This window comes from SAR86 cluster bacterium (assembly GCA_023703615.1).
In the GTDB taxonomy this organism is placed as follows: Bacteria; Pseudomonadota; Gammaproteobacteria; order Magnimaribacterales; family D2472; genus MED-G85.
The window spans coordinates 214,882-239,362 of the sequence record CP097971.1 but is presented as its reverse complement, the minus strand read 5'-3'; the positions used below and the strand labels follow the sequence as shown (position 1 = coordinate 239,362).

Annotated in this window: 22 protein-coding genes; 1 reads left to right on the top strand and 21 read right to left on the bottom strand. The window is 31.7% G+C overall.

Annotation, left to right across the window (positions count from 1 at the left end):
• Window positions 1-20 precede the first annotated feature (20 nt).
• On the top strand, window positions 21-1,673 hold the full coding sequence (gene leuA, locus M9C80_01290) for a 2-isopropylmalate synthase (GenBank protein URQ69817.1): 1,653 nt from the start codon (window positions 21-23) through the stop codon (window positions 1,671-1,673).
• On the opposite strand, the gene M9C80_01285 is transcribed toward leuA, so the two are convergent.
• From M9C80_01285 to dnaK, 21 genes are all read right to left on the bottom strand, one after another.
• Window positions 1,670-2,443: an enoyl-CoA hydratase/isomerase family protein gene (locus tag M9C80_01285; GenBank protein ID URQ69816.1), complete on the bottom strand. Its 774-nt coding sequence runs from the start codon at window positions 2,441-2,443 to the stop codon at window positions 1,670-1,672. The genes leuA and M9C80_01285 overlap by 4 nt on opposite strands.
• Window positions 2,444-2,462: 19 nt before the next feature.
• On the bottom strand, window positions 2,463-3,425 hold the full coding sequence (gene tilS / locus M9C80_01280) for a tRNA lysidine(34) synthetase TilS (protein ID URQ69815.1): 963 nt from the start codon (window positions 3,423-3,425) through the stop codon (window positions 2,463-2,465).
• Complete coding sequence (dnaE, locus tag M9C80_01275; GenBank protein URQ69814.1) at window positions 3,425-6,871, bottom strand: DNA polymerase III subunit alpha; 3,447 nt, start codon at window positions 6,869-6,871, stop codon at window positions 3,425-3,427. Before dnaE ends, tilS begins: the two co-directional genes overlap by 1 nt.
• 3 nt (window positions 6,872-6,874) lie before the next feature.
• The gene (locus M9C80_01270; protein ID URQ70186.1) at window positions 6,875-7,429 is read right to left on the bottom strand and encodes a ribonuclease HII; all 555 of its coding nucleotides are present in this window, start codon (window positions 7,427-7,429) and stop codon (window positions 6,875-6,877) included.
• Window positions 7,417-8,541: a lipid-A-disaccharide synthase gene (gene lpxB, locus M9C80_01265; protein URQ69813.1), complete on the bottom strand. Its 1,125-nt coding sequence runs from the start codon at window positions 8,539-8,541 to the stop codon at window positions 7,417-7,419. Before lpxB ends, M9C80_01270 begins: the two co-directional genes overlap by 13 nt.
• Entirely contained in the window at window positions 8,542-9,321 is a 780-nt protein-coding gene (gene lpxA / locus M9C80_01260; protein ID URQ70185.1) for an acyl-ACP--UDP-N-acetylglucosamine O-acyltransferase, read from the bottom strand.
• A complete protein-coding gene (fabZ, locus tag M9C80_01255) occupies window positions 9,321-9,761 on the bottom strand; it encodes a 3-hydroxyacyl-ACP dehydratase FabZ (protein URQ69812.1) in 441 nt (146 codons plus the stop codon). Before fabZ ends, lpxA begins: the two co-directional genes overlap by 1 nt.
• The gene (gene lpxD / locus M9C80_01250) at window positions 9,754-10,698 is read right to left on the bottom strand and encodes a UDP-3-O-(3-hydroxymyristoyl)glucosamine N-acyltransferase (protein URQ69811.1); all 945 of its coding nucleotides are present in this window, start codon (window positions 10,696-10,698) and stop codon (window positions 9,754-9,756) included. The genes fabZ and lpxD overlap by 8 nt, the downstream gene beginning before the upstream one ends.
• The gene (locus tag M9C80_01245) at window positions 10,698-11,234 is read right to left on the bottom strand and encodes an OmpH family outer membrane protein (protein URQ69810.1); all 537 of its coding nucleotides are present in this window, start codon (window positions 11,232-11,234) and stop codon (window positions 10,698-10,700) included. The genes lpxD and M9C80_01245 overlap by 1 nt, the downstream gene beginning before the upstream one ends.
• Before the next feature lie 37 nt (window positions 11,235-11,271).
• Window positions 11,272-13,695, bottom strand: a complete 2,424-nt coding sequence (gene bamA, locus M9C80_01240; protein URQ69809.1) for an outer membrane protein assembly factor BamA — start codon at window positions 13,693-13,695, stop codon at window positions 11,272-11,274.
• Window positions 13,696-13,703: 8 nt separating this feature from the next.
• Window positions 13,704-15,065, bottom strand: a complete 1,362-nt coding sequence (gene rseP / locus M9C80_01235) for an RIP metalloprotease RseP (GenBank protein URQ69808.1) — start codon at window positions 15,063-15,065, stop codon at window positions 13,704-13,706.
• 11 nt (window positions 15,066-15,076) lie between these two features.
• Entirely contained in the window at window positions 15,077-16,228 is a 1,152-nt protein-coding gene (gene dxr, locus M9C80_01230) for a 1-deoxy-D-xylulose-5-phosphate reductoisomerase (GenBank protein URQ69807.1), read from the bottom strand.
• A 3-nt stretch (window positions 16,229-16,231) separates the two neighbouring features.
• The gene (locus M9C80_01225) at window positions 16,232-16,918 is read right to left on the bottom strand and encodes a phosphatidate cytidylyltransferase (GenBank protein ID URQ69806.1); all 687 of its coding nucleotides are present in this window, start codon (window positions 16,916-16,918) and stop codon (window positions 16,232-16,234) included.
• Complete coding sequence (uppS, locus tag M9C80_01220; GenBank protein URQ69805.1) at window positions 16,902-17,633, bottom strand: polyprenyl diphosphate synthase; 732 nt, start codon at window positions 17,631-17,633, stop codon at window positions 16,902-16,904. Before uppS ends, M9C80_01225 begins: the two co-directional genes overlap by 17 nt.
• A 6-nt stretch (window positions 17,634-17,639) precedes the next feature.
• Window positions 17,640-18,194 (bottom strand): ribosome recycling factor, encoded by a 555-nt coding sequence (gene frr / locus M9C80_01215; GenBank protein ID URQ69804.1) that lies wholly within the window; start codon window positions 18,192-18,194, stop codon window positions 17,640-17,642.
• A 3-nt stretch (window positions 18,195-18,197) separates the two neighbouring features.
• Complete coding sequence (gene pyrH / locus M9C80_01210; protein URQ69803.1) at window positions 18,198-18,911, bottom strand: UMP kinase; 714 nt, start codon at window positions 18,909-18,911, stop codon at window positions 18,198-18,200.
• 1 nt (window position 18,912) lies between these two features.
• The gene (gene tsf, locus M9C80_01205) at window positions 18,913-19,788 is read right to left on the bottom strand and encodes a translation elongation factor Ts (protein ID URQ69802.1); all 876 of its coding nucleotides are present in this window, start codon (window positions 19,786-19,788) and stop codon (window positions 18,913-18,915) included.
• Complete coding sequence (gene rpsB / locus M9C80_01200; protein ID URQ69801.1) at window positions 19,760-20,647, bottom strand: 30S ribosomal protein S2; 888 nt, start codon at window positions 20,645-20,647, stop codon at window positions 19,760-19,762. Before rpsB ends, tsf begins: the two co-directional genes overlap by 29 nt.
• 129 nt (window positions 20,648-20,776) lie before the next feature.
• A complete protein-coding gene (locus M9C80_01195; GenBank protein ID URQ69800.1) occupies window positions 20,777-21,442 on the bottom strand; it encodes a 4-hydroxy-tetrahydrodipicolinate reductase in 666 nt (221 codons plus the stop codon).
• Window positions 21,439-22,545, bottom strand: coding sequence for a molecular chaperone DnaJ (gene dnaJ, locus M9C80_01190; GenBank protein ID URQ69799.1), 1,107 nt, complete (start codon window positions 22,543-22,545; stop codon window positions 21,439-21,441). Before dnaJ ends, M9C80_01195 begins: the two co-directional genes overlap by 4 nt.
• An 11-nt stretch (window positions 22,546-22,556) precedes the next feature.
• A complete protein-coding gene (gene dnaK / locus M9C80_01185) occupies window positions 22,557-24,476 on the bottom strand; it encodes a molecular chaperone DnaK (protein URQ69798.1) in 1,920 nt (639 codons plus the stop codon).
• Window positions 24,477-24,481: the final 5 nt, after the last annotated feature.

Sequence of the window (24,481 nt, the reverse complement as noted above, 5' to 3'; positions counted from 1 at the left end):
TTAACATTTACTGATGTAAAATGGACAATCCAATAAATAAATATAAGGCTTTTAAGACCATAAATCTAAAAAATAGAAAATGGCCAACTAAAGTAATTAGCGCAGCACCAATTTGGTGTTCTGTTGATTTACGAGATGGCAATCAAGCGCTTATAGAACCAATGGGTTCTGAGAGAAAAAATAGAATGTTTGCATTGCTTTGCAAACTTGGATTTAAAGAAATTGAAGTTGGTTTTCCGTCTGCATCACAAACAGATTATGATTTTGTAAGAGATTTAATTAAACAAAAAAGAATTCCAAGCGATGTCAATATTCAAGTTCTTACTCAGGCAAGAAATGAATTAATTGAGAAAACTTTTCAATCACTTGAGGGAGCTAAAAATGCAATCATACATTTTTATAATTCAACTTCCACACTACAAAGAAGAGTCGTTTTTAATCAAGATAAAGAAGGCATTAAAAATATTGCTATGAATGCAGCATTAAAAATTAAAGACTTAGCTGAAAAAAATCCAAGCACTGATTGGTCTTTTGAATATTCTCCGGAAAGTTTTACAGGTACTGAAATAGATTATGCTGCAGAGATTTGTGATTCTGTTGTGAAAATTCTTAAAGATTCAACTAATCACAAAATCATTATAAATCTTCCAGCTACAGTAGAAATGTCCACTCCTAATATTTATGGAGATCAAATAGAATGGATGCATTGTAATCTTAAAGAAAGAGATAATATTTGTCTTAGTCTTCATCCTCATAATGATCGAGGAACAGCGGTTGCAGCGGCTGAATTTGGTGTCATGGCCGGAGCAGATAGAATAGAAGGCACTCTTTTTGGAAATGGTGAAAGAACTGGAAACGTTGATATCGTTACAATTGCATTGAACATGCTTACTCAAGGAATAGATCCAAAATTAGACTTTTCAAATATAAATTCTGTAATGCGAGAAGTTGAATTTTGTAATCAGTTACCGGTTCATCCAAGACATCCATATGCTGGCGACCTTGTATTTACAGCTTTTTCTGGCTCTCATCAAGATGCAATAAAAAAGGGTTTCCAGGCAATGAAAACCTCTAATGACCCTAAATGGGCGGTTCCTTATCTTCCTATTGATCCAGCAGATCTTGGCAGAAGTTATGAAGCAGTTGTAAGAATTAACTCACAATCAGGAAAAGGTGGAGTTGCATTTTTATTGGAAAAGGACCATGGAGTATCTTTACCTAGAAGGTTACAAATTTCAATGAGTCAAAAAATACAAAGGCTTGCAGATCAAACGGGGAAAGAAATATCAACATTAGAAATTTGGGAAATATTTGAAAAAAATTTTTTGATTCCTAAAAATGGCTATAAGTACATTAAGCATTCATCTTCTTCGAAAGATGACACTAATAATTTAGAGTTAGAAATGATCTTTAATAACTCTAAAGAGATTATTAATGGTTCAGGAAATGGTCCTATTGATGCCTTCATAAATGGATTAAAAACTAATTTAAATCTTGATCTAAAAGTCTCAGATTACAATCAATCTGCAATTTCATCAGGGTCTGATGCTAAAGCCGGTGCATATATTGAACTTGAAATGAATGGCAAAACAAGCTGGGGAGTTGGCATAAATTCTAGTACAACAAAAGCATCTTTTGAAGCTATAGTTGTTGGAATTAGTAAACTTGTCTAATCAAAATTAGGTTTTCTTTTTTCAAAGAACGCTTTCACAGCTTCATGATTTTGTTCACTTTTTGTTAGATTATTTTGAATTTCGGCTTCTTTGGCATATATTTCCCAGAAGCTATTATTAAATGATTCACGCATAAGCTTTTTTGTAAGACTTAATGATTGAGATGGTCTTTTAATAAGCTCATTTGCCCATTTTAATGTCTCTTCTTTTAAATTATTTTTTTCTACAACTTTATTTGCAATACCATACTTTAGACAAACTTCTGAATCAATTTTTTTTGCTTCAATCGCATATTCATAGGCTTTTGCATATCCTAAAAATCTTGTAAGCATCCAGGACAATCCACCATCTGGAACAAGTGCAATATTACTAAATACTGACAAAATATAAGCATCCTTTGACATTATTCTTAAGTCACATGCCATGGCAATCGAAGCACCTACTCCAGCTGCGGGACCATTAATTGATGCAATGACGGGTTTTGACATTTCAATAATATTTTCAAAAAATGGTTTATAACCTCTTATTAAAGCATCTTTGGAACCATTCCATGAAGAATTTTTTTCTGAAAGATCAGCGCCAGCACAAAAAGCCCTTCCCTCTCCTTGAATAACTAAAATCTTTATTGAATCATTATTTCTTACACTTGACGTTGCTTCTTGAAAATCCCAAACAAGTTGCTCATTCACAGCATTCAATGATTCAGGTCTATTGAATTCAATAGTGGCAATGCTATTTCCTTCGGTTAGGGTAAGAGTTTTAAATTTCATAATATTTTTATGTTATAGATTATAGTTTATTTTTTTTTATAACAATCGACAGATCTCTAAAAATTACTCTTCCACCAAATTCATCATTGTCTGCTCTTGACCAATTAACTTCAGATTTGTCAGTTGGATTAGATAAAATGAAAACATTATAAATTTCATCCATAACCCCTTTGCTTGGAGCTGCAATGTTAAAATTTTTAATTGAATTTCTTATCAAATCAACTGCAATTGGTTTTGGCAATTCTTTTAAATCGTTTATTTTAATCTTAGCTCCAATTAAATCTGAGTAATTTTTATGAAGCAAATTTAAATAGGATTCATTTCTTGATTGAATTATGTTTGTTGTTCTGTTTATTCGATTTGAAACATTCTGCCACCTTTCTTCAATTTTAGGCAATAAAATATTTCTTAAGAAGTTTCTGTCTTGAGTGACCTCAAAATTAGAATGGTCGTCGACATATGAAATTTTATTTTCTGAAATATACTTCATTAAATCTTGTTTTGAAAAATCTAAAAGTGGTCTAATTATATAACCCTTGCCAAGTTTTCTTTTTTTTACAGGGCCTTCAAGGCCCTCTATTCCAGTACCTCTAAACAATCTAAGTAAAAATGTTTCCGCAACATCATTTGCATGATGAGCAAGAAGAATTTGTTCATTTTTTTTTACTACATCTTTAAAAGCAATATATCTAGCCTTCCTGGCATTTGATTCAAACCCCCCTTTAGTTTTTTTTACCTTAATATTTTTAACAATTAATGGTATACCTAATCTTTTACAAAAATTAATACAATGGTTTTCCCAATCTAAACTTTGTTTTGAAAGGTTATGGTTTACATGTATAGCCTCTAATTCAAAGAAAAATTCTTTTTTTAAATTATTCATTAAATAAAGCAAAGCACTTGAGTCTAAACCACCGCTATAGGCAACATATACTTTTTTTTTAAGATTTATTTTATCTATTATGCTTTGAATATTTAGCATCAAATTCCTACTTCTATAGATTCTTTTCCAAATATGTCTTCAAGAAAATTTAAATTTGCAAGTGTTGGTCTAAATAAATAGCTCTGGCCCAATTCTATTAAAGCCTCTGAATTGTTAGCATTGACCTTTATATTTATCTTACAGTTTCCATCGATCCAAAAATCTTTTTCAATTTGTTCAATTTTTTCAGACATTTCATTTAATGTGAGTGCATTGGAGTTTTTCATTTCTATTACTATTTTTTTTATATTTTTATTAAGAGCATCATCTAGTTCTTCAATATCTTTGACCCTCATCCTGTACATTGCGTTGCCAACTTCCTTAGATCTATAGTCATCAATTTCAACAAGTCCTTTTATGATGATTATTTTTCCTTCTTTTAAAACAGAATGGCATTTTTCATGGACATCGCTTGAAATAATACCGTCCATAATGCCAGTACCGTCATCAAAATTAATAAAGGTAAGCGGATTCCCTTTTCTGTCTTTAATTTGTCTAATGTTGTTTATTAAAGAAACTGTTGATAATTTTTTTGTGTCATTGGTGATATCTTTAATTAACGCTGATCTTACTTTTTTAATTTTTGTCTCAATAGCACTTACAGGATGGCCAGATAAATAATAGCCAAGAGATTTTTTTTCTAGTAAAAGCTTTTCGCTGAGATTCATTTCATTAATATTTTTATATTTTTCATAGGGATCAAACTTTGAATTTAGATCTTGAAATAAATCTCCAGAGGCATTTCCGATCGCAGCAGTTGTTGATGAGCCATCTTTTAGCATGTCTTCAACTGATGCTATAGCTATAGTTCTTGATGGTGCTATACAGTCAAAAGCACCGGAATAAGATAGCGCTTCAAGTGATTTTTTGCCGCCTAGTTTTATATCCACTTTTTTTGAAAAATCCCACAAATCATTAAAAACTTTTTGATTTCTAATGCTACATAAGTGTTGTATAAAAGAATCAGCAACACCCTTAATTGCTCCAAGTCCATATTCTATTTCTGCATTTTTATTGACATAAAATCTCTTTCTACTTGTGGTGACATTTGGACTTAGTACTTTTATTTTCATTCTTTTACATTCTTGAATTAATGCATATATTTTGTCAGTATTTCCAAGTTCTGTTGACAAAGCAGCAGACATAAAATGTTCAGGAAAATGAGTTTTAAGGTACGCGGTTTGATATGAAATCAATGCGTATGCAGCTGAATGTGACTTGTTAAAACCATATTCAGCAAACTGATTAATAAGATCAAATATTTTTTCAGCCTTAGCAGGCAATATTGAATTTTTCTCACACCCTTTCACAAAAATTTCTCTTTGCTCTTCCATTTCTTCTTTCTTCTTTTTTCCCATAGCCCTTCTTAATATATCTGCTTGGCCAAGAGAAAAACCAGCTAAAACTCTTGCAGCTTCCATTACTTGTTCTTGATACACTATGACTCCATATGTCTCTTCTAGGACTCCCTCAAGTAACTTGTGGGGGTAGGTTACAGGACTTTTTCCATGTTTTCTGTTAACAAATTCATCATGCATGCCAGAATTTAATGGACCCGGTCTATACAAAGCTAGTAATGCCGTGATTTCCTCAAACTTTGAAGGCTTTAATTTCTTAATTAAGTCTCGCATTCCTGAAGATTCAAGCTGAAAGACCGCCATTGTTTTTCCAGATGCCAATAAATCAAAAACTTTTTGATCATCCAAAGATATGTTATCTAAATCAATTTTTTTATCTTCAGGCCTTAATAGATTTATTGATTTTAATGCTCTATCGATAACAGTTAGGGTTCTTAATCCTAAGAAATCAAATTTGACAAGGCCAATTTTTTCAACATCATCTTTATCATATTGAGTCATGACTGATGAGGACTGTCTATCATTGTATATTGGGCAGAAGTCAGAAATACTTCCTGGTGCAATAACAACGCCACCTGCATGTTTTCCGACATTCCTGGATATTCCTTCAAGCTTATAAGAAAGCTCAACTACTTCTCTTACTTCAGAATCATTTTTTATAGCTTGAGCAAATATTGGTTGTTCTTCTATTGCTCTGTTGAGAGTCATTGTTGGGTCAAAAGGAATCATTTTCGAGATCCTATCACCGACTGCATATGGCTTTCCCATTGCTCTAGCGACATCTCTTACAACTGCTCTTGCTTTCATTGTTCCAAATGTAGCTATTTGTGATACTGCATCAGCTCCATATTTTTCACTGACATAATCTATTACAAGATCTCTCTTTTCCATACAAAAATCTATATCAAAATCTGGCATGGATAGTCTTTCTGGATTCAAAAACCTTTCAAATAGTAATCCATGCTTAATAGGATCAAGACTGGTAATTCCCAAAGAAAAAGCCACTAATGAGCCTGCTCCAGATCCTCTTCCTGGACCAACAGGTACATTATTGTCTTTAGACCATTGAATAAAATCATAAACTATTAAGAAATAGCTTGAGAAACCCATTGATTTAATCTGATCTAGCTCATAGTCAATTCTTTTCTTATAATCTTTTTTTGTACTTTCATTATATTTTTTTATATGTATCTTCAATTTTTTATGGGCTAAGTCTCTTAAGAATGAATCAAAATTATGTTCTTGCGGTACAGGATACTCTGGTAAAAAATAACTTGAACTATGCAATGAAACATTACACTTTTTGGCAATTTCATTAGTATTACCAATTAACTCGCTATAGTCTTTGAAAATATCCACCATATCACTTGATGATTTAAAGTATTGTTCTCTTGAAAAAATTTTTTCTCTGTTCGGGTCGTTTAATGTTTTACCAGTATTTATACATACTTTTGTTTCATGAATATCAAAGTCATTAGCTTCTGAAAATAAAACATCATTTGTAGCTACAAGAGGAATACTTTTTGAGAATGCTAATGGCAATATTTTTGAAAAATATTCTTGTTCATCTTCTCTGTCAGTTTTTTGAACCTCTAAAATGAAATCATCTTTAAAGATTTCTAAAAAATTATCAAGTTTGTTTTCAGCCTCACTAATTTTTTCTCTTTTTATTAGTTCAAATATGTGACTTCCTTTTCCGCCAGATATAACTATTATGTCATTTGCAAAATTTTTTAAATCACTAAAAGAAATAATAGGATTATTATATGAATAATTATTGTGCGCGTGGCTTATCAATTTCATTAAGTTTTTATGTCCCTCATTGCTTTTAGCTAAGCATAACAATTCATGAGACATATCATCTGAATCAAAAATAACATTAATTGAAGATCCTGAAATTGGTTTAATACCATTTGATTCACACTTTTGAAAAAATTTTACTAAACCAAACATATTTGATTTATCTGTTAGTGCAACAGATGGAATTGAATGTTTTATAGCATTTTGTATTATTTGATCAATCGTTAGTAATCCCTGTGAAATACTATATTCTGAGGAGACTCTCAAATGAGAAAAAGCTTCTGCCATTTCTTACAAAACTCCCTTGAATGTTTTTCTATGAATAGGACAATATCCATAGGTCTTTAGAGCTTCAAAATGTGACTTTGTTCCATATCCTTTATTTTTAGAAAATTGATATTCTGGATATTCTTTATCTAACATTTGCATTAAATTATCTCTTCGTACTTTAGCAATTATTGAGGCAGCACTAATTTGTTTTATTATAGAGTCTCCTTTAATCACCGACTCTATTTCATATTCTACGTCAGGTTTTTGAATGCCATCAACAAAAATTTTACTAGGTTTTATTGGTAAATTAAGTATAGCTCTTTTCATTGCTAATAATGTTGCATTAAGAATATTTGTTTGATCTATCTCTTTTTCTGATGCACTACCATATGCAAAATACGAGTTTTCAATAATTATCTTAGAAAATTTCTTTCTTTGGTTTTGATTTAATTTTTTTGAGTCTTTGAGTCCATCAATATTTTTTTTTAAAATCACTGCAGCTGCAACCACCGGTCCAGCTAAGCAACCACGACCAACTTCATCAACTCCAGCAATTTTTGTTCCTACAATGATAATATTTCTCTAGAGGTTTTATCAAAGCCTTTACCTTTTAATAATCGAATTAAAGACATTTGTAGTGAATCGTCTCTCACACTTAAAGAGTTTACAGCTGATAATATTTTTTTTGCACTGCAGTTCTTTTGCAATAATTCTGGGAATAACCTCTTATTGAATAATAAATTAGGTAATCCTATATGATCAACTTTTAACATCTTTGAAATTATTGAATAATTTAAAAAATTTGTTTTATAGCAAATTATTGGATTTGCACCAAATACTGCTGCTTCAAGAGAGGCTGTTCCAGAAGCTACTATTGAAAAATCAGAAACTAAAAAAAACTCTCTTGATAATCCAGACTTTACTATAATTTTGATTCCTTCATGAATATTTTCATTAGATAATATTTTTTTTATAGTAGCCTCATTTTTTTCGTCAGAGGCAGGAATCAAGTATTCATAACCATTGTTTTTGATTGAATGCATTTTTATAAATTCAATGAAAACTGGAAGCATATATTTCAGTTCTGAATATCTACTGCCAGGTAATACAGAGATATAATTTAGATTTGAATCCATTGATAGCTTACTGCATATCTGATCTTTTGTTTCAATTAATGCATTACCTAATGGATGTCCAAGATGAATGCTTCTTAATTTTTGTTCTTTATAAAATTCATGCTCAAAGTTAAATAAACATGCCGTATAGTCTATATACTTTTTAATTTTTTTTATTCTTCCCTGTCTCCACCCCCATACAGAGGGACTTACCACTTGAATATTTTTAGCAATGTTATTTTTTTTTAAAGTTTTGTGAATGCCAATATTAAAATCAGGGGAATCGATTCCAATAAAGAAATCAATTTTTTTATTTATAAAGGTATCTATTATCTTCTTTCTTGCCTTGATAAGCTTTCTATAATTAAGAATTGGGTCTACAAGACCTATCATATGAAGTATTGAGAAATCGAAAATTGATTGGAGTCCTAAAGATTCTAATTTTGGTCCTCCAACACCACATACTTCTAATTTAGCATTTTTTTTTAGTGCTTTTATTAATTCAGCACCAAGAGCATCACCTGAATGTTCACCAGCAACGATACCTATTTTTATTTTATTTTCATCGGACACTTATCTTAAAATGCCTCTTTCAGATAATGAAATGGATTTAATAAAAACATTCAGATTTTCATTTGATGTCTCTTTGTAAATAATTTCAAGCTTTGATAAGGCTTCCTGAATTTTTAAGTTGCGCCTGTATAAAACCTTATATGCTTTTTTAATCAAAGCAATTGTTTTTTGATCAATTCCACCTCTAGTCATTCCAACTGAATTTAAACCAACAACTCTTGCGGGATCAGCAGCAACTTTTACAAAGGCAGGTACATCCATAGTGATGGAGGTATTCATTCCTACAAAACTAAAATCTCCTATTTTACAAAATTGATGAATAGTAGTGAGGGCTCCAATAGTAATATTATTTCCAACAACAACGTGACCTGCGATACCAGCATTATTTGCAAAAACATTTTTATCGCCAACAATACAGTCATGAGCTACATGAGTGTAGGCCATAAATAAATTTTCATTACCTATTATTGTTTCATTTTTATCTTGAATAGTGCCTCTATGTATAGTTACACCCTCTCTAAAAATATTTTTTTTACCTATTAATAGTTTTGTTTTTTCGCCTTTATATTTTTTATCTGGGGTATCTTCACCAATTGTAGAAAATTGATAAAAGATATTGCCCTCTTCAATAATAGTTGGGCCTTTCACTACTACATGGCTTAAAAATGAACAATCATTCCCAATTTCTACGTCAGCACCAATAATGCAATATGGTCCAATTGTTGCTGATGTAGCAATTTTTGCTTTTTCACTAATAATTGCCGTGGGGTGTATATTCATCATGCTGGCCTATCTGCACATAGGATAGTAGCAGTACATGCTAAATCTCCATTAATTTCAGCTTTCGTTTCAAACTTCCATATACCTCTCTTACTTCCTAAAACTTCACTAAACAGATGAAGGGTATCTCCTGGTATTGCTCTTTTTTTAAAACGTGCATTATCTACTCCAGCAAAAACATATATTGATCCTTCTTCCGGTGTTTTGTTCATTGTTTTAAAACCTAATATTCCAGAGGCTTGTGCTAACGCTTCAAGAATTATTACTCCAGGCATAATTGGATTATTGGGAAAATGCCCAGCAAAAAACTTATCATTTTCTGAAAGCTTTTTTATTGCATGGATATTTTTTCCAAGTTCAATTGATACAATTTCATCGATAAATAAGAATGGTTTTCTATGAGGTAGGTGTTTAGTTATTTCAGAATAATTTTCATTCATTTTCATTTCTTTTCTTAATAAAAATTGAGGACTTTGCCCAATCTTTTCTATCTTGAGCAGGCATAATACCAATATATTCACCAGGTTTAAGAATATCTTTTGTGATCAGTGTATGAGCACCTACAGTTACATTTTCGCAGATAGATAAATGGCCTAAAATACCTGACAAACCACCCATTTTAAAGTTTTTTCCAATTACTGTTGATCCTGCTATTGCACAACATGCAGCTATTGCTGAATTTTTTCCAATAATTACATTATGAGCTACATGCACTTGATTATCTAATTTAACACCATCATGTAATTCAGTATCTCCTAAAGCACCTCTATCAATAGTACACCCCGCACCTATTTCTACATTATTTCCAATAATAAGAAATCCATTTTGTTCAATTTTGTAATATTCACCTCCGCTCATTGCATAACCAAATCCATCGGAACCAATAATTGCACCATGGTGAATAATAGAGTTTTTTCCTATAGACGTATCTTTTGCGATACTTACATTTGCTTTAATTACTACTCCTTCATCTAATTTACAATTAGGTCCAATGTATGAATTTGGTCCAATACATACATTTTTCGAAATTTCAGCAGAATCTGAAATAAAAGCATTTGAACTTATGGCTATTTTTTTTTGGTCATCAGAATTTGTTTTGAAAATTGAGCTTAGTTTTGCAAAAACTAAATATGGATCGCTAGATAGTAGAAACGTTAAACCAGATTTTAATTCGGTATCTTTGTGAACAACAATGGCTGCAGCTTTTGTCGAATTAAGATATTTTTCGTACTTTTTATTTGCTAAAAAAGATATTGAAGTTTTATTTGATTTGTCTAATGCTGATATGTTGTCAATGACTATAGTTTCGTCACCAATAACAATAGAATCAGTTAACTTCGCTAATTCTTTAAGTGTGAAACTTTTTGTTTCTGACACTACTCAGATTGAGTACTTGTATCAGATAAAGCAATATCTAGCATTGAAGTCACATCGTCAGTAATGTTTAACGCTGGATCACTAAATATTATTGACTCAGACTGAGCAAGCAGTACCTGAATTTGTTTTGCTTGTATTAACTCACCTACAATCTTTTGCATTGTTTGAGCATTCTCTGCTAAAACCTTATTAACAGTATCTTGTTGAGCTTGTTGGAGTTTGCCAGCAATAAATTCTAAATCTTTGCCTTGTTCTTGAAATTCTTTTTGCAAGTCAATAATTTCGTCTTGAGATAAAGTTTCCGCTTCTTTCTGAAGTTTTTCTGCAGTAGATTGTCTGCTAGCTTCAAGAGATTTAGCTTGTTCAAGATTTGTTGCATAGTCCTCATCTTCAGCCATAGCTTTAAATGCTTCTTGAGCAACTTGTGTTGAAAGAATAGCTGTACGCATATCAATTACTGCTACGCCATCAATTGCAAAGACAGGAAATGAAAATAAAAATATAGCTAATACTGTAATTTTATTAAAATTTTTCATATATACCCCTTAATAAGATTTGTTTATTTTATATTAATTAGAATACATTGCCTACGGTAAATTGAAATTCTTCAGTTCTCTCTCGAGGTCCTGCGTTTTCAGGTTGAGCAATTGCAAAACTCATGGGACCAAATCCTGTGATCCATGTAATTCCAACACCATATGAATATCGTAATTCTTCTAGCGATGGTTTGGAGCAATTTATTTGGTACTCTTTACAATTATCTGAAAAAACATTGCCGAAATCAAAGAAAAAAGCAGACCTCATTGAGCGCTGATCTTCGATAAATGGGAGTCTAAAAATTAATTGTAAGCTTCCTTCTACTTTAATATTTCCTCCTATTGGTGCGTCTCTATATCTACTGTATGTGTTTGCATAAGGATTATAATAAGGTGTATCTAAAATTGAATCGCCATCGGTATCTATTAAATTAGGGCATGTACCTTCAGAGTAATTAAATTCATAACATGGAGCATCTGTACTTCTTGGTCCCAATGTATTAGATTCGAAACCCCTAAGGGATCTTGGTCCGCCAGCATAAAAATTTTGGAAGAAAGGAGTTTCTTTTGTATCTCCATAACTGTCCAAATAACCAATTTCACCATTAAATCCAAAAACTAAATTTCCAAAATTTAATGGTTGATAGAACTTTTGAATAATATTTGCTCTGTAATAATTTAAATCACTAAAGGGAAGAGTGGATGAAATACTAAATGATGTTAAAGAACCGTCTGTTGGAAAAGTTCCTCTGTTAAGGGTTACTCTCTGCCAAGAAACTTGTGCACTGATAGATTCGTAAACATTTCCTTCAGCATTAACAAAATCCCAAATCTCTCTTGCAGGCATAGAACCAATATCTATATCAGTTTTATCTAACGTTATATTTAAACCCAATCTTTCTATATCTGAGATGGGATATCCAAATTGCGCCCCAACTCCCATAGAATTTGTTAAATAATTAGCTATATTGAACTCACCATAATCCGTTTCTCGAAAATAAATGTTATATCCAAGACTAACGCCATCTTTTGTTGCATATGGATCTAAGAAAGAAAGATTATACATTTCACTATATATAGTCTTTGTAATTCCAATACCCACTGTATTGCCTGTTCCAAGCCAATTATTTTCAGATAGATTAAAGCCTAATTGCAAACCAAAATCACTATATCCAATATTTCCACCAACAGAACCTGTGGACTCTTCTTCAACTGTGTAAGTTACATCTATCTGATCATCTGTGCCTGGAACGGGGATAGTTTCTACATTTACTTCTTTAAAATAGCCAAGTCTTTCTAGCCTTATTTTTCCAGATTCAATAAGATTATCCGAGGTCCAGGCCCCTTCAAATTGCCTCATTTCTCTTCTTAATACATAATCCTGAGTTATGTAATTACCCGCAAACAATATCTTTCTTGTATAAGTTTTTTTTCCTGGTTCAATTGAAAATATTAGTTCTACATTTTGGGTTTCATCATCAATATTTGGTGAACCTGTTACTTCAGCAAATGCATATCCTTGATTTCCGAGCGTATTAATTAAAAATTCTTCAATTGCTGTTATTTGTGCTTGGGAATAAATCTGTCCTTTTTGAGAATTTATAATATTTTCATAAATCTCTTTTTCAAATGGTATATCACCAATTACTTTAACATCGTCTATTTTATATTGTGTACCCTCAGAAACACCAAAAATAATGTAAATAGATTTTTTATCTCTTGAGAGACTGATTTGAGAAGATTCAATTGAAAACTTTAGATACCCTCTATCTAAGTAAAATGATTCAAGAGTTTCTATGTCACCTTTAAGTTTTTCTCTAGAATATTGATTATTATTAGATAGAAAAGAAAAGAAAGAACCCTCAGATAATTCAAAACCTTTCAATAGATCTTCAGTAGAAAAGAGTTCATTTCCAATAATATCAATTTTCTCAATCTTTGCACTTTTACCTTCATCAACTTCAATACTAATTTCGAGTCTATTTCTTGGTTGAGGTATTTCTTCTATTTCAACGCTAGCTCCATATCTTCCATTTGAAGAATATGATCTTACTAACTCTGATTTTACTCTTTCTAAAGTTGACCTTTTGTAGACTTCTCCTTCTTTAATACCAACTCCATCAAGGCTTTCAAGAAGCTGCTCAGTTTTTAAGGCTTGATTCCCAGAAATTTCAATTGAGGTAATAGATGGTCTTTCAGAGACAATAATAATTAATGTATTTCCATCTTTTCCAATCTGAATATCATTAAACTGTTCTGTTGAAAAGAGAGATTTAACTATATCTGATGATTTTCTCAAATCTATTTTATCGCCTACACTTATTGGTATTACATTAAAAATACTACCAGTTGATACTCTTTGAAGCCCAATAATTCTGATATCACTTACAAAAAATTCATCAAATGAAAAAAGGTTAAATGAAATTAATAAAGAAATAATATAAATTCTAAGATGTTTCAAGTTGGTGCCTATAGAAATCTTGCAACATCGTTAAAAATTGCAAATATCATTAAAAGTACTACTAGAAAGCCACCAGTAGTATAAATAATGCTTTCTGCTTTTTCAGGCAAAGGTTTACCTCTTATGGCCTCTATTCCAAGCATTGTTAGTTGTCCACCATCTAAAACAGGTATTGGCAATAAATTTAAAACACCCAAACTTATACTTAAGAGCGCCATTAAATACATAAATGGTATAAATCCTGCCTGTGCAGTATTTCCAGCCATTTGTGCTATGCCGATAGGACCACTTAAGTTTTCGGCACCCATATTTCCAGTTAACATTTTTCCGATAAACTGAAGAGTTTTAATACTTAAGTTATATGTTTCATATATACCTTTTGAAATCGCACTTATCAAAGTTCTCTGAGTACCAAAAGAAATCCCAAGAATGCCAATTTTTGTGCCATCATTTGCCTCTACAAGTCCTGTTTGCAAAGGAATAACCATTTTTTGATTTTCTCGGAGCAAGGTAATGCTAACAAAACTATCTGGAATTTTGGAAATAGAAGATCTAATGTCTTCAGCATAAGAAATTTCATTATCATCGATAAATAAAATTTCGTCATCTTTCATTAATCCTGCAATATCAGCCGGTCCATCTTTGATAATATTTCCAATAATTGGTTTTGATCTATATTCTACTTCCAAACCGAGATTATCTAATGGATTTGCCTGTTCTATTGCTGAAGGTAAGAAATCCTCAACATAGATATTAACTTCAACAGGGTTTTGAATGTCATTTCTTTTTAAAGAAAGATTTATAAATCCAGTAAAACCTGCATACGTTAACAATTCAAGATTTAGATCTTTTGGATCAGATATCTTTTTAGAATTTACTGAAATTATTTCGTCTCCCTGAGATATGTATTGACCACTGTTTTCTTGGAATTGAATTTGAGAACTTGAATCTTTTATAACTGCAACAGTTTGAGGATCAGGCGTACCAAGAAATATTAAAGAAAAAATAAAAATAGAAAGAATAAAGTTAGCTAAAGGGCCTGCAAACATTATGCATGCTCTTTGCCATTTAGGCTTAGAATCAAAAGTGTTTTTAATTTGCTCTTCAGTAAGTTTTTCTTTGATTTCAGGCTCTACTTCAATTAATTTGTTAGTAATCATTGAGACATATCCACCTAGTAGGAATGCTGAAATTCTAAATTCGGTTCCCTGCTTATCTAATTTTTTATAAATTACAGGCCCCATCCCAATAGAAAAGCTTTGAACATAGACATTACACATTCTTGCAACTATGAAGTGGCCAAACTCATGAATAGTCACTAAAACACCCAGAAGGACTAAAAAGGATAATATGTATATTACTGCTGTCATGATTTAATTAATTAAGAAATTGATTTTACCACCTTCTTTGCTTCGATGCGTGTTAGTTTATCCATTTCATATATGCTTTCAATACTTATATCATTTGACATGGAAACACTTTCAAAAGTTCTACATATAACATCATAAATTTGATAAAACTTTATTTGATCCTTAAGAAAACTTTCAACTGCAATCTCATTTGATGCATTAAATGTTGTTCCAGATAATCCTCCTAAGTTACATATTTCTCTTGCCATATCTTCTAGAAATTTTCTGTCTTCAGGAAAATTCTTGAATGATAGATTGAGATCAGAAAAATTTATCTCCTCAAAATTAATGTGAAGTCTTTTATTATCAGAAAAGGCATTTGCAATTGGAACTTTCATATCTGGATTGCTCATTTGTGAAATACTCGAACCGTCTTTGTAAGTAACAATCGAATGGATTATGCTTTCGGGATGAATTACTAATTGAAAATATTTTTCATTTAAATTAAATAAATATCTTGCCTCAATAAGCTCTAAGCATTTATTTACGAGTGTTGCTGAATCAATAGAAATTTTAGACCCCATATTCCAATTAGGGTGTTTTAAAGCCTCACTCTTAGTAACATTTACAAGATCTTTTAGATCTTTATAAACAAATGGTCCTCCAGATGCTGTTATGATTATTTTCGAAACATCATCAATATTTTTATCATCATCTAAACATTGAAAGATAGCATTGTGTTCGCTATCAATTGGAATAATTTTTGATTGATAATGTTCAGCTATTGGAATAATTAATTCACCAGCAACTACAATACTTTCTTTGTTGGCAAGCAATATCTTTTTGCCGGTTTTAGCTGCCATGAGTGTGCTTTCAAGACCAGCAAAACCAGAAATAGCTGAAACTATATAATCAATGTTTGGGTCATTAATTAATGTCTCAAGTTCCTCTTTTTCAAATAGTAATTTTGTTTTCTTATCTAAGAATTCACAATCAGGTAAATTATGTTTCTCATTGAAGTATATATACTTTGGTGAGAAGTCTTTTGAAATCGCAAGCGCTTTGTCTATATTTGATTCTTGGGCAATTCCATAAAGATTTAATTTTTCTTTATTCTGTTTAATGACGCTTAAAACGCTGGTTCCTATACTTCCTGTTGCACCTAGCAAAAGAATATTTTTCATAATTTATACGGTCGAAATATTTGTTAATACTAAAATCAACATAATAGTTATTGGTGTAGATAGTAGATGTGAATCAAGCCTATCAAGAATGCCGCCATGACCAGGTAGAACATCTCCAGCATCTTTTATTCCATTTTGTCTCTTCAAATAACTAATTAAGAGGTCGCCTAAAAATGCAAATAGTCCGCCAATAACACAAATAAAGATTACCCATAAATTAGTATTAAATATCATGAATAAAGTTACGCCTATTATCAAGTTTCCAAATAGCCCGCCAATCAAACCTTCTAATGTTTTTTTTGGACTTATTTTTTTTGTTATAAAAGTTTTTCCATAATTTGATCCAATGAGAAAGGCTGCTGTATCAAAAATTGAAGTATTCATAATAATTAGCAAGTAAATATAATAAAAAAAATAGTCATTTTTAGCATCCGCAATTGGAGATGTAATACCAGAATAAGAAACAAAAAAAATTGACCAAAAACCAAAATTGCTAATTATAAATAACCCAAGAAAATGCTTACCAAAATTATTTTTTTTCCACTCATATATTGAAAATCCACAAATTAAAGTAATTGATAAACCAAATATCAACAAATTTGCAGACAAAGTTATCAACAATACAAAAAAGATCATTACAACAGATGTAAATAGTCTCAAAATTAAATTGTTTTTATATTCTTTTTCCAAACCGTCTGCTCACTTTTTTAAAATTATCTAAACATTCTCTAAAGTCTTCAGCTGTAAAATCAGGCCAATATTTTTCTATAAAAGCCATTTCAGCATAAGCTATTTGCAACAAAAGAAAATTACTAATTCTCTTGTCTCCACCCGTTCTGATTAATAAATCTATATTGTTGACTGGCACCGAAGATGCACTTGAAATAGTATCATTATTAATATCCTTTAATTTAATTTCTTTAAGTAAAACTTTGGCTGATATATCTTTAACGATATCTAAAATATCTTGTTGGCCTCCATAACCCAAAGCAACATTTAAATCTAATTTAGCCTTTTTGAACGAAGTTTCTGCTTCAGCGCTTTTGATTTTATTTATAATTTTTTCACCAAAATCTTCCAAATGACCAAAAAAATTTAATCTTACTTTTTGTTCAATTAATTCCGGTGTCTGCCCATCTATCGCACTGATAACTAAACTTTTAATAGCATTTATCTCTTTTTTTGGTCTTGACCAATTTTCTGAACTAAATGCATATAGTGTTAAAGATGCAACATTTTGTTTAATAGATTCTTCAACAATTTTTCTTACTACTTCAACACCTTTTTTATGACCTTTGCTAATATTAAAACCATTTTTAAGTGCCCATCTTCCATTACCATCCATAATAATGGCAACATTAATTCTTCTAGTATTTAATGGATTTTTTTTTGCGTTGACAGCCATTTTGGCTTATATTTCAAGCAAATCAGCTTCTTTATTTTTAAGTTCAAAATCTACTTGAGATATATATAGGTCTGTTTCTTTTTGAATTAAGTCCTCGCCCCTTCTTAATTCATCTTCAGAAATTTCGCCATTTGAATTTTTATCTTTTAAGAGATTATTTGCGTCGCGACGAATATTTCTTATTGACACTCTTGTGTTTTCAGCTTCTGATCTTGCTTGTTTGATATAAGTTTGTCTGGTCTCTTCGGTAAGGGCAGGCAAAGATATTCTAATTAAGTCAGATGCTGTACTTGGATTTAAGCCTAGATCAGAAATAATAATAGCTTTTTCTATTACTGGAATTAGTGTTTTGTCCCATGGTGAAATTACTAAAGATCTATTATCCTCAACGCTAATATTAGATGTTTGATTTAATGGTGTTGGGTTACCATAATAATCAATTTTAATATCATCTAGCAGAGATGGGCTAGCTCTACCTGTTCTAATTTTATTGAAAGCAAATTTAAGAGAGCTTATCGACTTTTGCATTCTTTCAGATGTTGTATTTATTATTTCATTCATGATTCATGATATTAATGTACCAATATCTTCTCCACATATTATTTTTCTTAGTGAGTCTGGTTCATTAGTATTAAAAACTTTTATTGGAAGCTTGTGATCTCTTGCTAAAGTTAAAGCTGTTGAATCCATAACTTTTAAATTTTTAACAATAGCCTCATCAAAGCTAAGATTTTTAAAGAATATAGCATCTTTATTTATCTCAGGATCGGAATCAAATACACCATCAACTCGAGTTGCTTTTAACATTAAATCAGATTGAGTTTCAATTGCTCTTAAGCAGCCTGCAGTGTCAGTTGTAAAAAAAGGATTTCCAGTTCCTGCAGTAAAAATAACAACATATCCGTCATTTAATAATTGTATAGCTAGCCTTCTGTCATAATGTTCTACTAGACCTTCCATTGGTATAGCAGACATAACTCTAGTTTTGAGCCCTGCTCTTTCTAAAGAGTCTCTTAATGCAATTCCGTTCATCACAGTAGCTAACATTCCCATATGATCACCAGCAACTCTATCCATACCGGCTTTGTTAAGCTTTTCGCCTCTGAAAAGATTACCACCTCCAATAACGATACCAATCTCAACATCAAGATTTTTACAATCTCTTATAGAGGAAGCCATATTATCCAAAATTTTTGGATCAATGCCATGATCATCATCACCAGCAACAGATTCTCCACTAAATTTTACAAGTATTCTTTTATATTCAGTAGAGACCATATTACTTTAATTGCTCTGCAACCTCTTCAGCAAATGTTTTAGATTCAATTTCAACACCCTCACCAACTTTTAACCTAAAAAATTTTGTGGCAGTTGCATTATTTTTTTCTAATAATTTTCCTACACTTATTTCTGGATCCTTAACAAAATCTTGAGAAAGTAAGGATACTTCTGAAAGGAATCTCTTAATTTTTCCTTCAACTATTTTTTCCATTATTTCTCTAGGCTTACCAGACTCTTTTGCTTGTGTTTCAAAAATATTTTTTTCTCTTTTAAGTAAGTCTTTATCAATATCATCTTCAGATAGACATAAAGGATTAAAAGCTGCAACATGCATTGCTATTGATTTAGCCAAGTCTTTATCCCCACCGGATAAAACAACAACAGATGCTAGCTTTGAGTCAGAATGCAAATATATACCGCAGTTTTCTTTAGCTGAAAATTCTACAGTAATTATTCGTCTAAGCTGGATATTCTCTCCAATAGATTGAACTAATTCATTTCTTTTATACTCTATTCCAGAATTGTTAATAGCACCGATATCATTATATTTTTGTTTAGAAATTAGTAAGTTAACTTCATCTACAAAAGCTAAAAATTTAGAGTCTTTAGCTGCAAAATCAGTTTCAGAATTAATTTCAATTAAGGATGCATAATCATGATCGAGATGGGTCGTTATTATTCCATCTGCAGCCGTTCTTGTTGCTTTTTTTTCAGCCTTTAATGCACTATTTGATCTAAGTAAATCTAAAGCTTTTTCAATGTCACCATCAGATTCAAGAAGTGCTTTTTTGCAATCCATCATTGCAACACCAGATTTTTCTCTAAGCTCTTTAACTTGTGATGCTTTAATTTCCATCTTTTTTTTCTGTATCATCGTCATTATAGGAACCGTTTACGTCTGATAGATCTTCATCTTCTTTTTTATCAGCATTACTAATTCCAATAGTCTCAAGTTTTGCATCAGTTTCAACTGTATTTTTTTCTGCTTCTTTTTCTTTTTTTACCGTCTTAATTTGAGGGCTATCAGAATCTTTTGGAGCAAAACCTTTATATGATTCTAGTCCTCTTGAACATGCGTCTGAAATAATTTTTGTAATTATTTTTACTGATCTTATAGCATCATCATTACCAGGTATAATAGTATCTATACCATCTGGATCAGAATTTGTGTCAACTAATGCTATTACAGGTATGCCCATTTTTTTTGCTTCTAGAACGGCAATTTTTTCATATTTTACATCCACCACAAATAAAGCATCAGGCAAACCTTTCATATCTTTAATCCCACCAACACTAGCTTGAAGTTTTGTGTATTCTTTTTGGATCTCAACAGCCTCTTTTTTTATAAGTTTTTCTATCCTACCAGAAGAAATCATTTCTTCTATGTCTTGAAGCCTTCTAATTGATCCTCTGATAGTCTTCCAGTTTGTAAGAGTGCCTCCGAGCCAACGTTTATCAACATATGGAAGCCCAAGGCTAGAAGCTTCCTCTTTAATTATCTTACTTGCAGATCTTTTTGTTCCAACAAATAAAACTTTATTACCTTTAGAACAAATATCTTCAACTTTTGATGCGGCTGCGCTCAAACATTCCTGAGTTAAATCTAAATTGATGATGCTAATTTTTTTTCTAGTATCAAAAATATATTGCGACATCTTTGGATTCCAAAAACGTTGTTGATGACCAAAATGAACTCCTGCATGCAGCAGGTCTTTGACTGAAACTATACTCAATTTATTTCTCCGTAGGGTTAATTCTCCAGCCCATTTAAAGCAAACTCTATAGAGCACCCCTGCTTTAATAAATAGGGCTTTCGTGTTAAAAGTTTGTGTATTCTATAGAAAAATTAGAAATATTTAAAGTTATTTTAAAAATATGAAATCTTCTAAAATATAGAGTCCTGAATCTTTATTTATTAACTCTTTTGAAACATCTAATGCTGTTTGTGAAAAAATTTCTCTTGATAATGCTTCATGTGAAAATTTAATAGATTCGTTTTCATTAAAAAATGTAACTGCGTGAATACCAAAATGATTGCCTATTCTCTGTGAATTAATACAAATTGAATCAACAATATTATTTTTGTCAAATTTTTCAACTATTTTTTTTAAGTCCATTGCTGTGCCTGAGGGTGAATCAACTTTTTGTTTATGATGAATATCATCAATGCGGCATGTTATTTTTGTTTTATTTTTTTTAAGAAAATTAATAATTGATTTTTTTAATTGAAAAATTCCTAAACTAAAATTTGATGAAATAAGGACGGGTATATTTTTTGAGAATTTTTTTATCATTTCTTGATCATTTTCTGTGAAACCAGTAGTACCTGTAATAAATGGAATTTTATTTTTTGAGCATTCTTTTAACACGCCTATAGATGATTCAGGTCTCGAAAAATCAATAACAACATCTATAAAATTATTAATGTTGAATTGTGGCACAAGTTTAAAATCTTTATTTTTATCTACTATTCCTTTTAAAGAAGTGCCCATTTTTCCAGACAAGCCATTAATATAAATATTTATCATTGATCATTAATTTTTTTAATAGCTTTGCTGAAGGCATCTGTACCAGGATAATTTTTGTTAACATTAAGCGAGTCTTTAAAATCTTTTAATAATTTTTTTTGCTTTGCATCAAGGTTTGATGGCGTTTCGACAACAATTCTACAAAGCAAATCACCCTTTCTGCTATCTCTAACCATAGCAGCGCCTTTACCTCTAATTTTAAAAATTTTACCAGTTTGGGTTTGAGAGGGTATTTTTAATGAAACAGAATTTTCTAAAGTAGGTATTGTGACAGATCCGCCTTCAACAGATATGTCAAAGGAGATTGGAACCTCTATGAACAAATTTCTTCCATCTCTTTCAAAGATTGGATGATTCTCTACACGAATAGCTACATATAGATCTCCAGATTGACCACCTTTTGCCCATTCACCTTCACCTGAAAGTCTAACCTTGTCACCTGTGTCAACACCAGCAGGGATATTAACAGAAAGCGTCTTATTTTCTTTAATTGCTCCTACTCCACCACAGGTTCTACATTTATCTTTAATGACTTGACCTGTACCAGAACATACTGAACATGTTTGCTGGACAGAAAAAAAACCTTGTTGCATTCTTACTTGGCCTGTTCCATTACAATTCATGCATGTAACAGGACTTGATCCTTTTGCAGCACCAGTTCCGTTACAATCAGGACATTCTCTTTGTGAAGGAATCTTTATTTTCTTCTGCGTTCCAAGTACAGCCTCTTTAAGAGACAACTCAATATTGTATTGAAGATCTGAGCCTCGTCTAGATCTTCTAGATGACGATCTTGTACCAAAGACATCTCCAAATATATCTCCAAATATATCGTTAATATTTATATCATTGAAATTGGGACCGCCACCTGCCATACCCTCAACTCCAGAATGACCAAATTGATCATATGCAGATTTCTTTTGAGGATCTGATAGAACATCGTAAGCCTCCGCAGCCTCTTTGAATTTAGATGCAGCTTCTGGATTATCAGGATTGCGATCAGGATGAAACTTCATAGCCTTTTTCTTGAAGGCTTTTTTTAATTCACTATCTGATGCGCTGCGAGAGACCTCTAAAATCTCATAATAGTCTCTCTTTGACATTTTAATTAAAATTAATTCTTTTCTTCTTCTTTGACTTCTTCAAATTCAGCATCAACAGTATTATCGTCTTTAGGCTCATCGTTTTCAGGAGAACCTGCTTCAGCAGCAGTAGCATCCTGGGCATAAAGTTTTTGTGTTAATGGTGTCAACACATCATTAAGACTTTTTGTAGCAGATTCAATTGCATCACTATCCTCTTTTGAAATTGCTTCCTCTAAACTAACAACTGACTTCTCTATCTCAGATTTCTCATCTTCTGTAAGCTTATCGCCAGACTCCTCAACAGTTTTTCTTGTAGCATGTACAAGCATATCAGCATTGTTTTTATTTTTAACCAACTCTTCAAATTTTTTATCATCTTCAGCATTTGCTTCAGCATCTTTAACCATTTTCTCAATATCTTCATCAGATAATCCACTGGAAGCTTTAATGACAATAGATTGCTCCTTACCTGTATTTTTATCTTTAGCAGATACGTTTAAAATCCCATTAGCATCAAGATCAAAGGACACTTCAATTTGTGGTGTACCTCTACTTGCAGGTGGCAAATCAGTTAAATTGAACTGTCCAAGAGATTTATTTTGAGCAGCTTGAGTTCTTTCACCTTGAATAACATGAACTGTGACAGCTGTTTGGTTGTCTTCTGCTGTTGAAAAAATCTGAGATTTTTGGGTAGGTATAGTTGTATTTTTCTCAATCAAAGGTGTAGCAACGCCTCCTAATGTCTCAATTCCAAGTGTGAGAGGTGTTACGTCTAGTAGTAATACATCTGTAGTATCCCCAGATAGTACTGATCCTTGAATGGCAGCTCCTACTGCAACAGCTTCATCAGGATTTAGGTCTTTTCGAGGCTCCTTTCCAAAAAATTCTGTAACTTTCTTTTGAACTAATGGCATTCTTGTTTGGCCACCAACTAATAAAACTTCAGAGATATCTGATTTTGAAATTTTTGCATCTTTAAGAGCTAGCTTAAGAGGTTCGAGACTTTTATCAACCAAGTCTTCAACAAGAGATTCTAGTTTTGCTCTAGTTATTTTATGAACAAAATGTTTTGGGCCACTACTATCAGCAGTAATGTATGGAAGATTCACTTCCGTTTGTTCAGATGATGATAATTCAATTTTAGCTTTTTCAGCTGCTTCCTTAAGTCTTTGAAGAGCAAGGGGATCACTTTTTAAATCGAAACCAGATTCTTCTTTAAATTTATCAACAAAGTAGTCTATTAGCCTTAAATCAAAATCTTCGCCTCCTAAGAAAGTATCTCCATTAGTTGAAAGAACTTCAAATTGGTGCTCACCATCAACATCTGAGATCTCTATTATTGATATATCAAAAGTTCCACCGCCCAAGTCATATACTGCGATAGTAGAATCGCCTTTATTTTTATCAAGTCCATAAGCCAGTGCAGCTGCAGTTGGTTCGTTGATAATTCTTTTAACTTCAAGTCCTGCTATTTTTCCGGCATCTTTGGTAGCCTGTCTTTGTGAATCATTAAAATAAGCTGGAACAGTAATGACTGCCTCTTTTATATCATGACCTAAGTAGTCTTCTGCAGTTTTTTTCATTTTCTTTAGAATTTCTGCAGCAATTTGTGGAGGTGCTAATTTTTTGTTGGATGCCTCTACCCAAGCATCACCGTTATCAGCTTTAACGATCTTATAAGGAACCATATCGGCATCTTTTTTAACAACATCATCATCAAAAGTTCTCCCTATAAGTCTTTTAATTGCATATAGAGTATTCTCTGGATTTGTAACAGCTTGCCTTTTAGCAGGTAATCCTACTAAAACTTCATCATTGTCTGAGTAAGCTACTACTGAGGGTGTGGTTCTACCGCCCTCAGAATTTTCAATTACTTTTTGCTGCTGACCCTCAATGACCGCAACGCAACTGTTGGTTGTTCCTAAATCTATTCCTATTATTTTTGACATTTTAT

What these genes read in the sequence shown, in the direction of transcription:
- leuA (URQ69817.1), top strand. Translation starts at nt 21, where the DNA reads ATGGACAATCCAATAAATAAATATAAGGCTTTTAAGACCATAAATCTA.
- M9C80_01285 (URQ69816.1), bottom strand. Translation starts at nt 2,443, where the DNA reads ATGAAATTTAAAACTCTTACCCTAACCGAAGGAAATAGCATTGCCACT.
- tilS (URQ69815.1), bottom strand. Translation starts at nt 3,425, where the DNA reads ATGCTAAATATTCAAAGCATAATAGATAAAATAAATCTTAAAAAAAAA.
- dnaE (URQ69814.1), bottom strand. Translation starts at nt 6,871, where the DNA reads ATGGCAGAAGCTTTTTCTCATTTGAGAGTCTCCTCAGAATATAGTATT.
- lpxA (URQ70185.1), bottom strand. Translation starts at nt 9,321, where the DNA reads ATGAATATACACCCCACGGCAATTATTAGTGAAAAAGCAAAAATTGCT.
- fabZ (URQ69812.1), bottom strand. Translation starts at nt 9,761, where the DNA reads ATGAATGAAAATTATTCTGAAATAACTAAACACCTACCTCATAGAAAA.
- M9C80_01245 (URQ69810.1), bottom strand. Translation starts at nt 11,234, where the DNA reads ATGAAAAATTTTAATAAAATTACAGTATTAGCTATATTTTTATTTTCA.
- rseP (URQ69808.1), bottom strand. Translation starts at nt 15,065, where the DNA reads ATGACAGCAGTAATATACATATTATCCTTTTTAGTCCTTCTGGGTGTT.
- dxr (URQ69807.1), bottom strand. Translation starts at nt 16,228, where the DNA reads ATGAAAAATATTCTTTTGCTAGGTGCAACAGGAAGTATAGGAACCAGC.
- uppS (URQ69805.1), bottom strand. Translation starts at nt 17,633, where the DNA reads ATGGCTGTCAACGCAAAAAAAAATCCATTAAATACTAGAAGAATTAAT.
- frr (URQ69804.1), bottom strand. Translation starts at nt 18,194, where the DNA reads ATGAATGAAATAATAAATACAACATCTGAAAGAATGCAAAAGTCGATA.
- pyrH (URQ69803.1), bottom strand. Translation starts at nt 18,911, where the DNA reads ATGGTCTCTACTGAATATAAAAGAATACTTGTAAAATTTAGTGGAGAA.
- tsf (URQ69802.1), bottom strand. Translation starts at nt 19,788, where the DNA reads ATGATACAGAAAAAAAAGATGGAAATTAAAGCATCACAAGTTAAAGAG.
- M9C80_01195 (URQ69800.1), bottom strand. Translation starts at nt 21,442, where the DNA reads ATGATAAATATTTATATTAATGGCTTGTCTGGAAAAATGGGCACTTCT.
- dnaJ (URQ69799.1), bottom strand. Translation starts at nt 22,545, where the DNA reads ATGTCAAAGAGAGACTATTATGAGATTTTAGAGGTCTCTCGCAGCGCA.
- dnaK (URQ69798.1), bottom strand. Translation starts at nt 24,476, where the DNA reads ATGTCAAAAATAATAGGAATAGATTTAGGAACAACCAACAGTTGCGTT.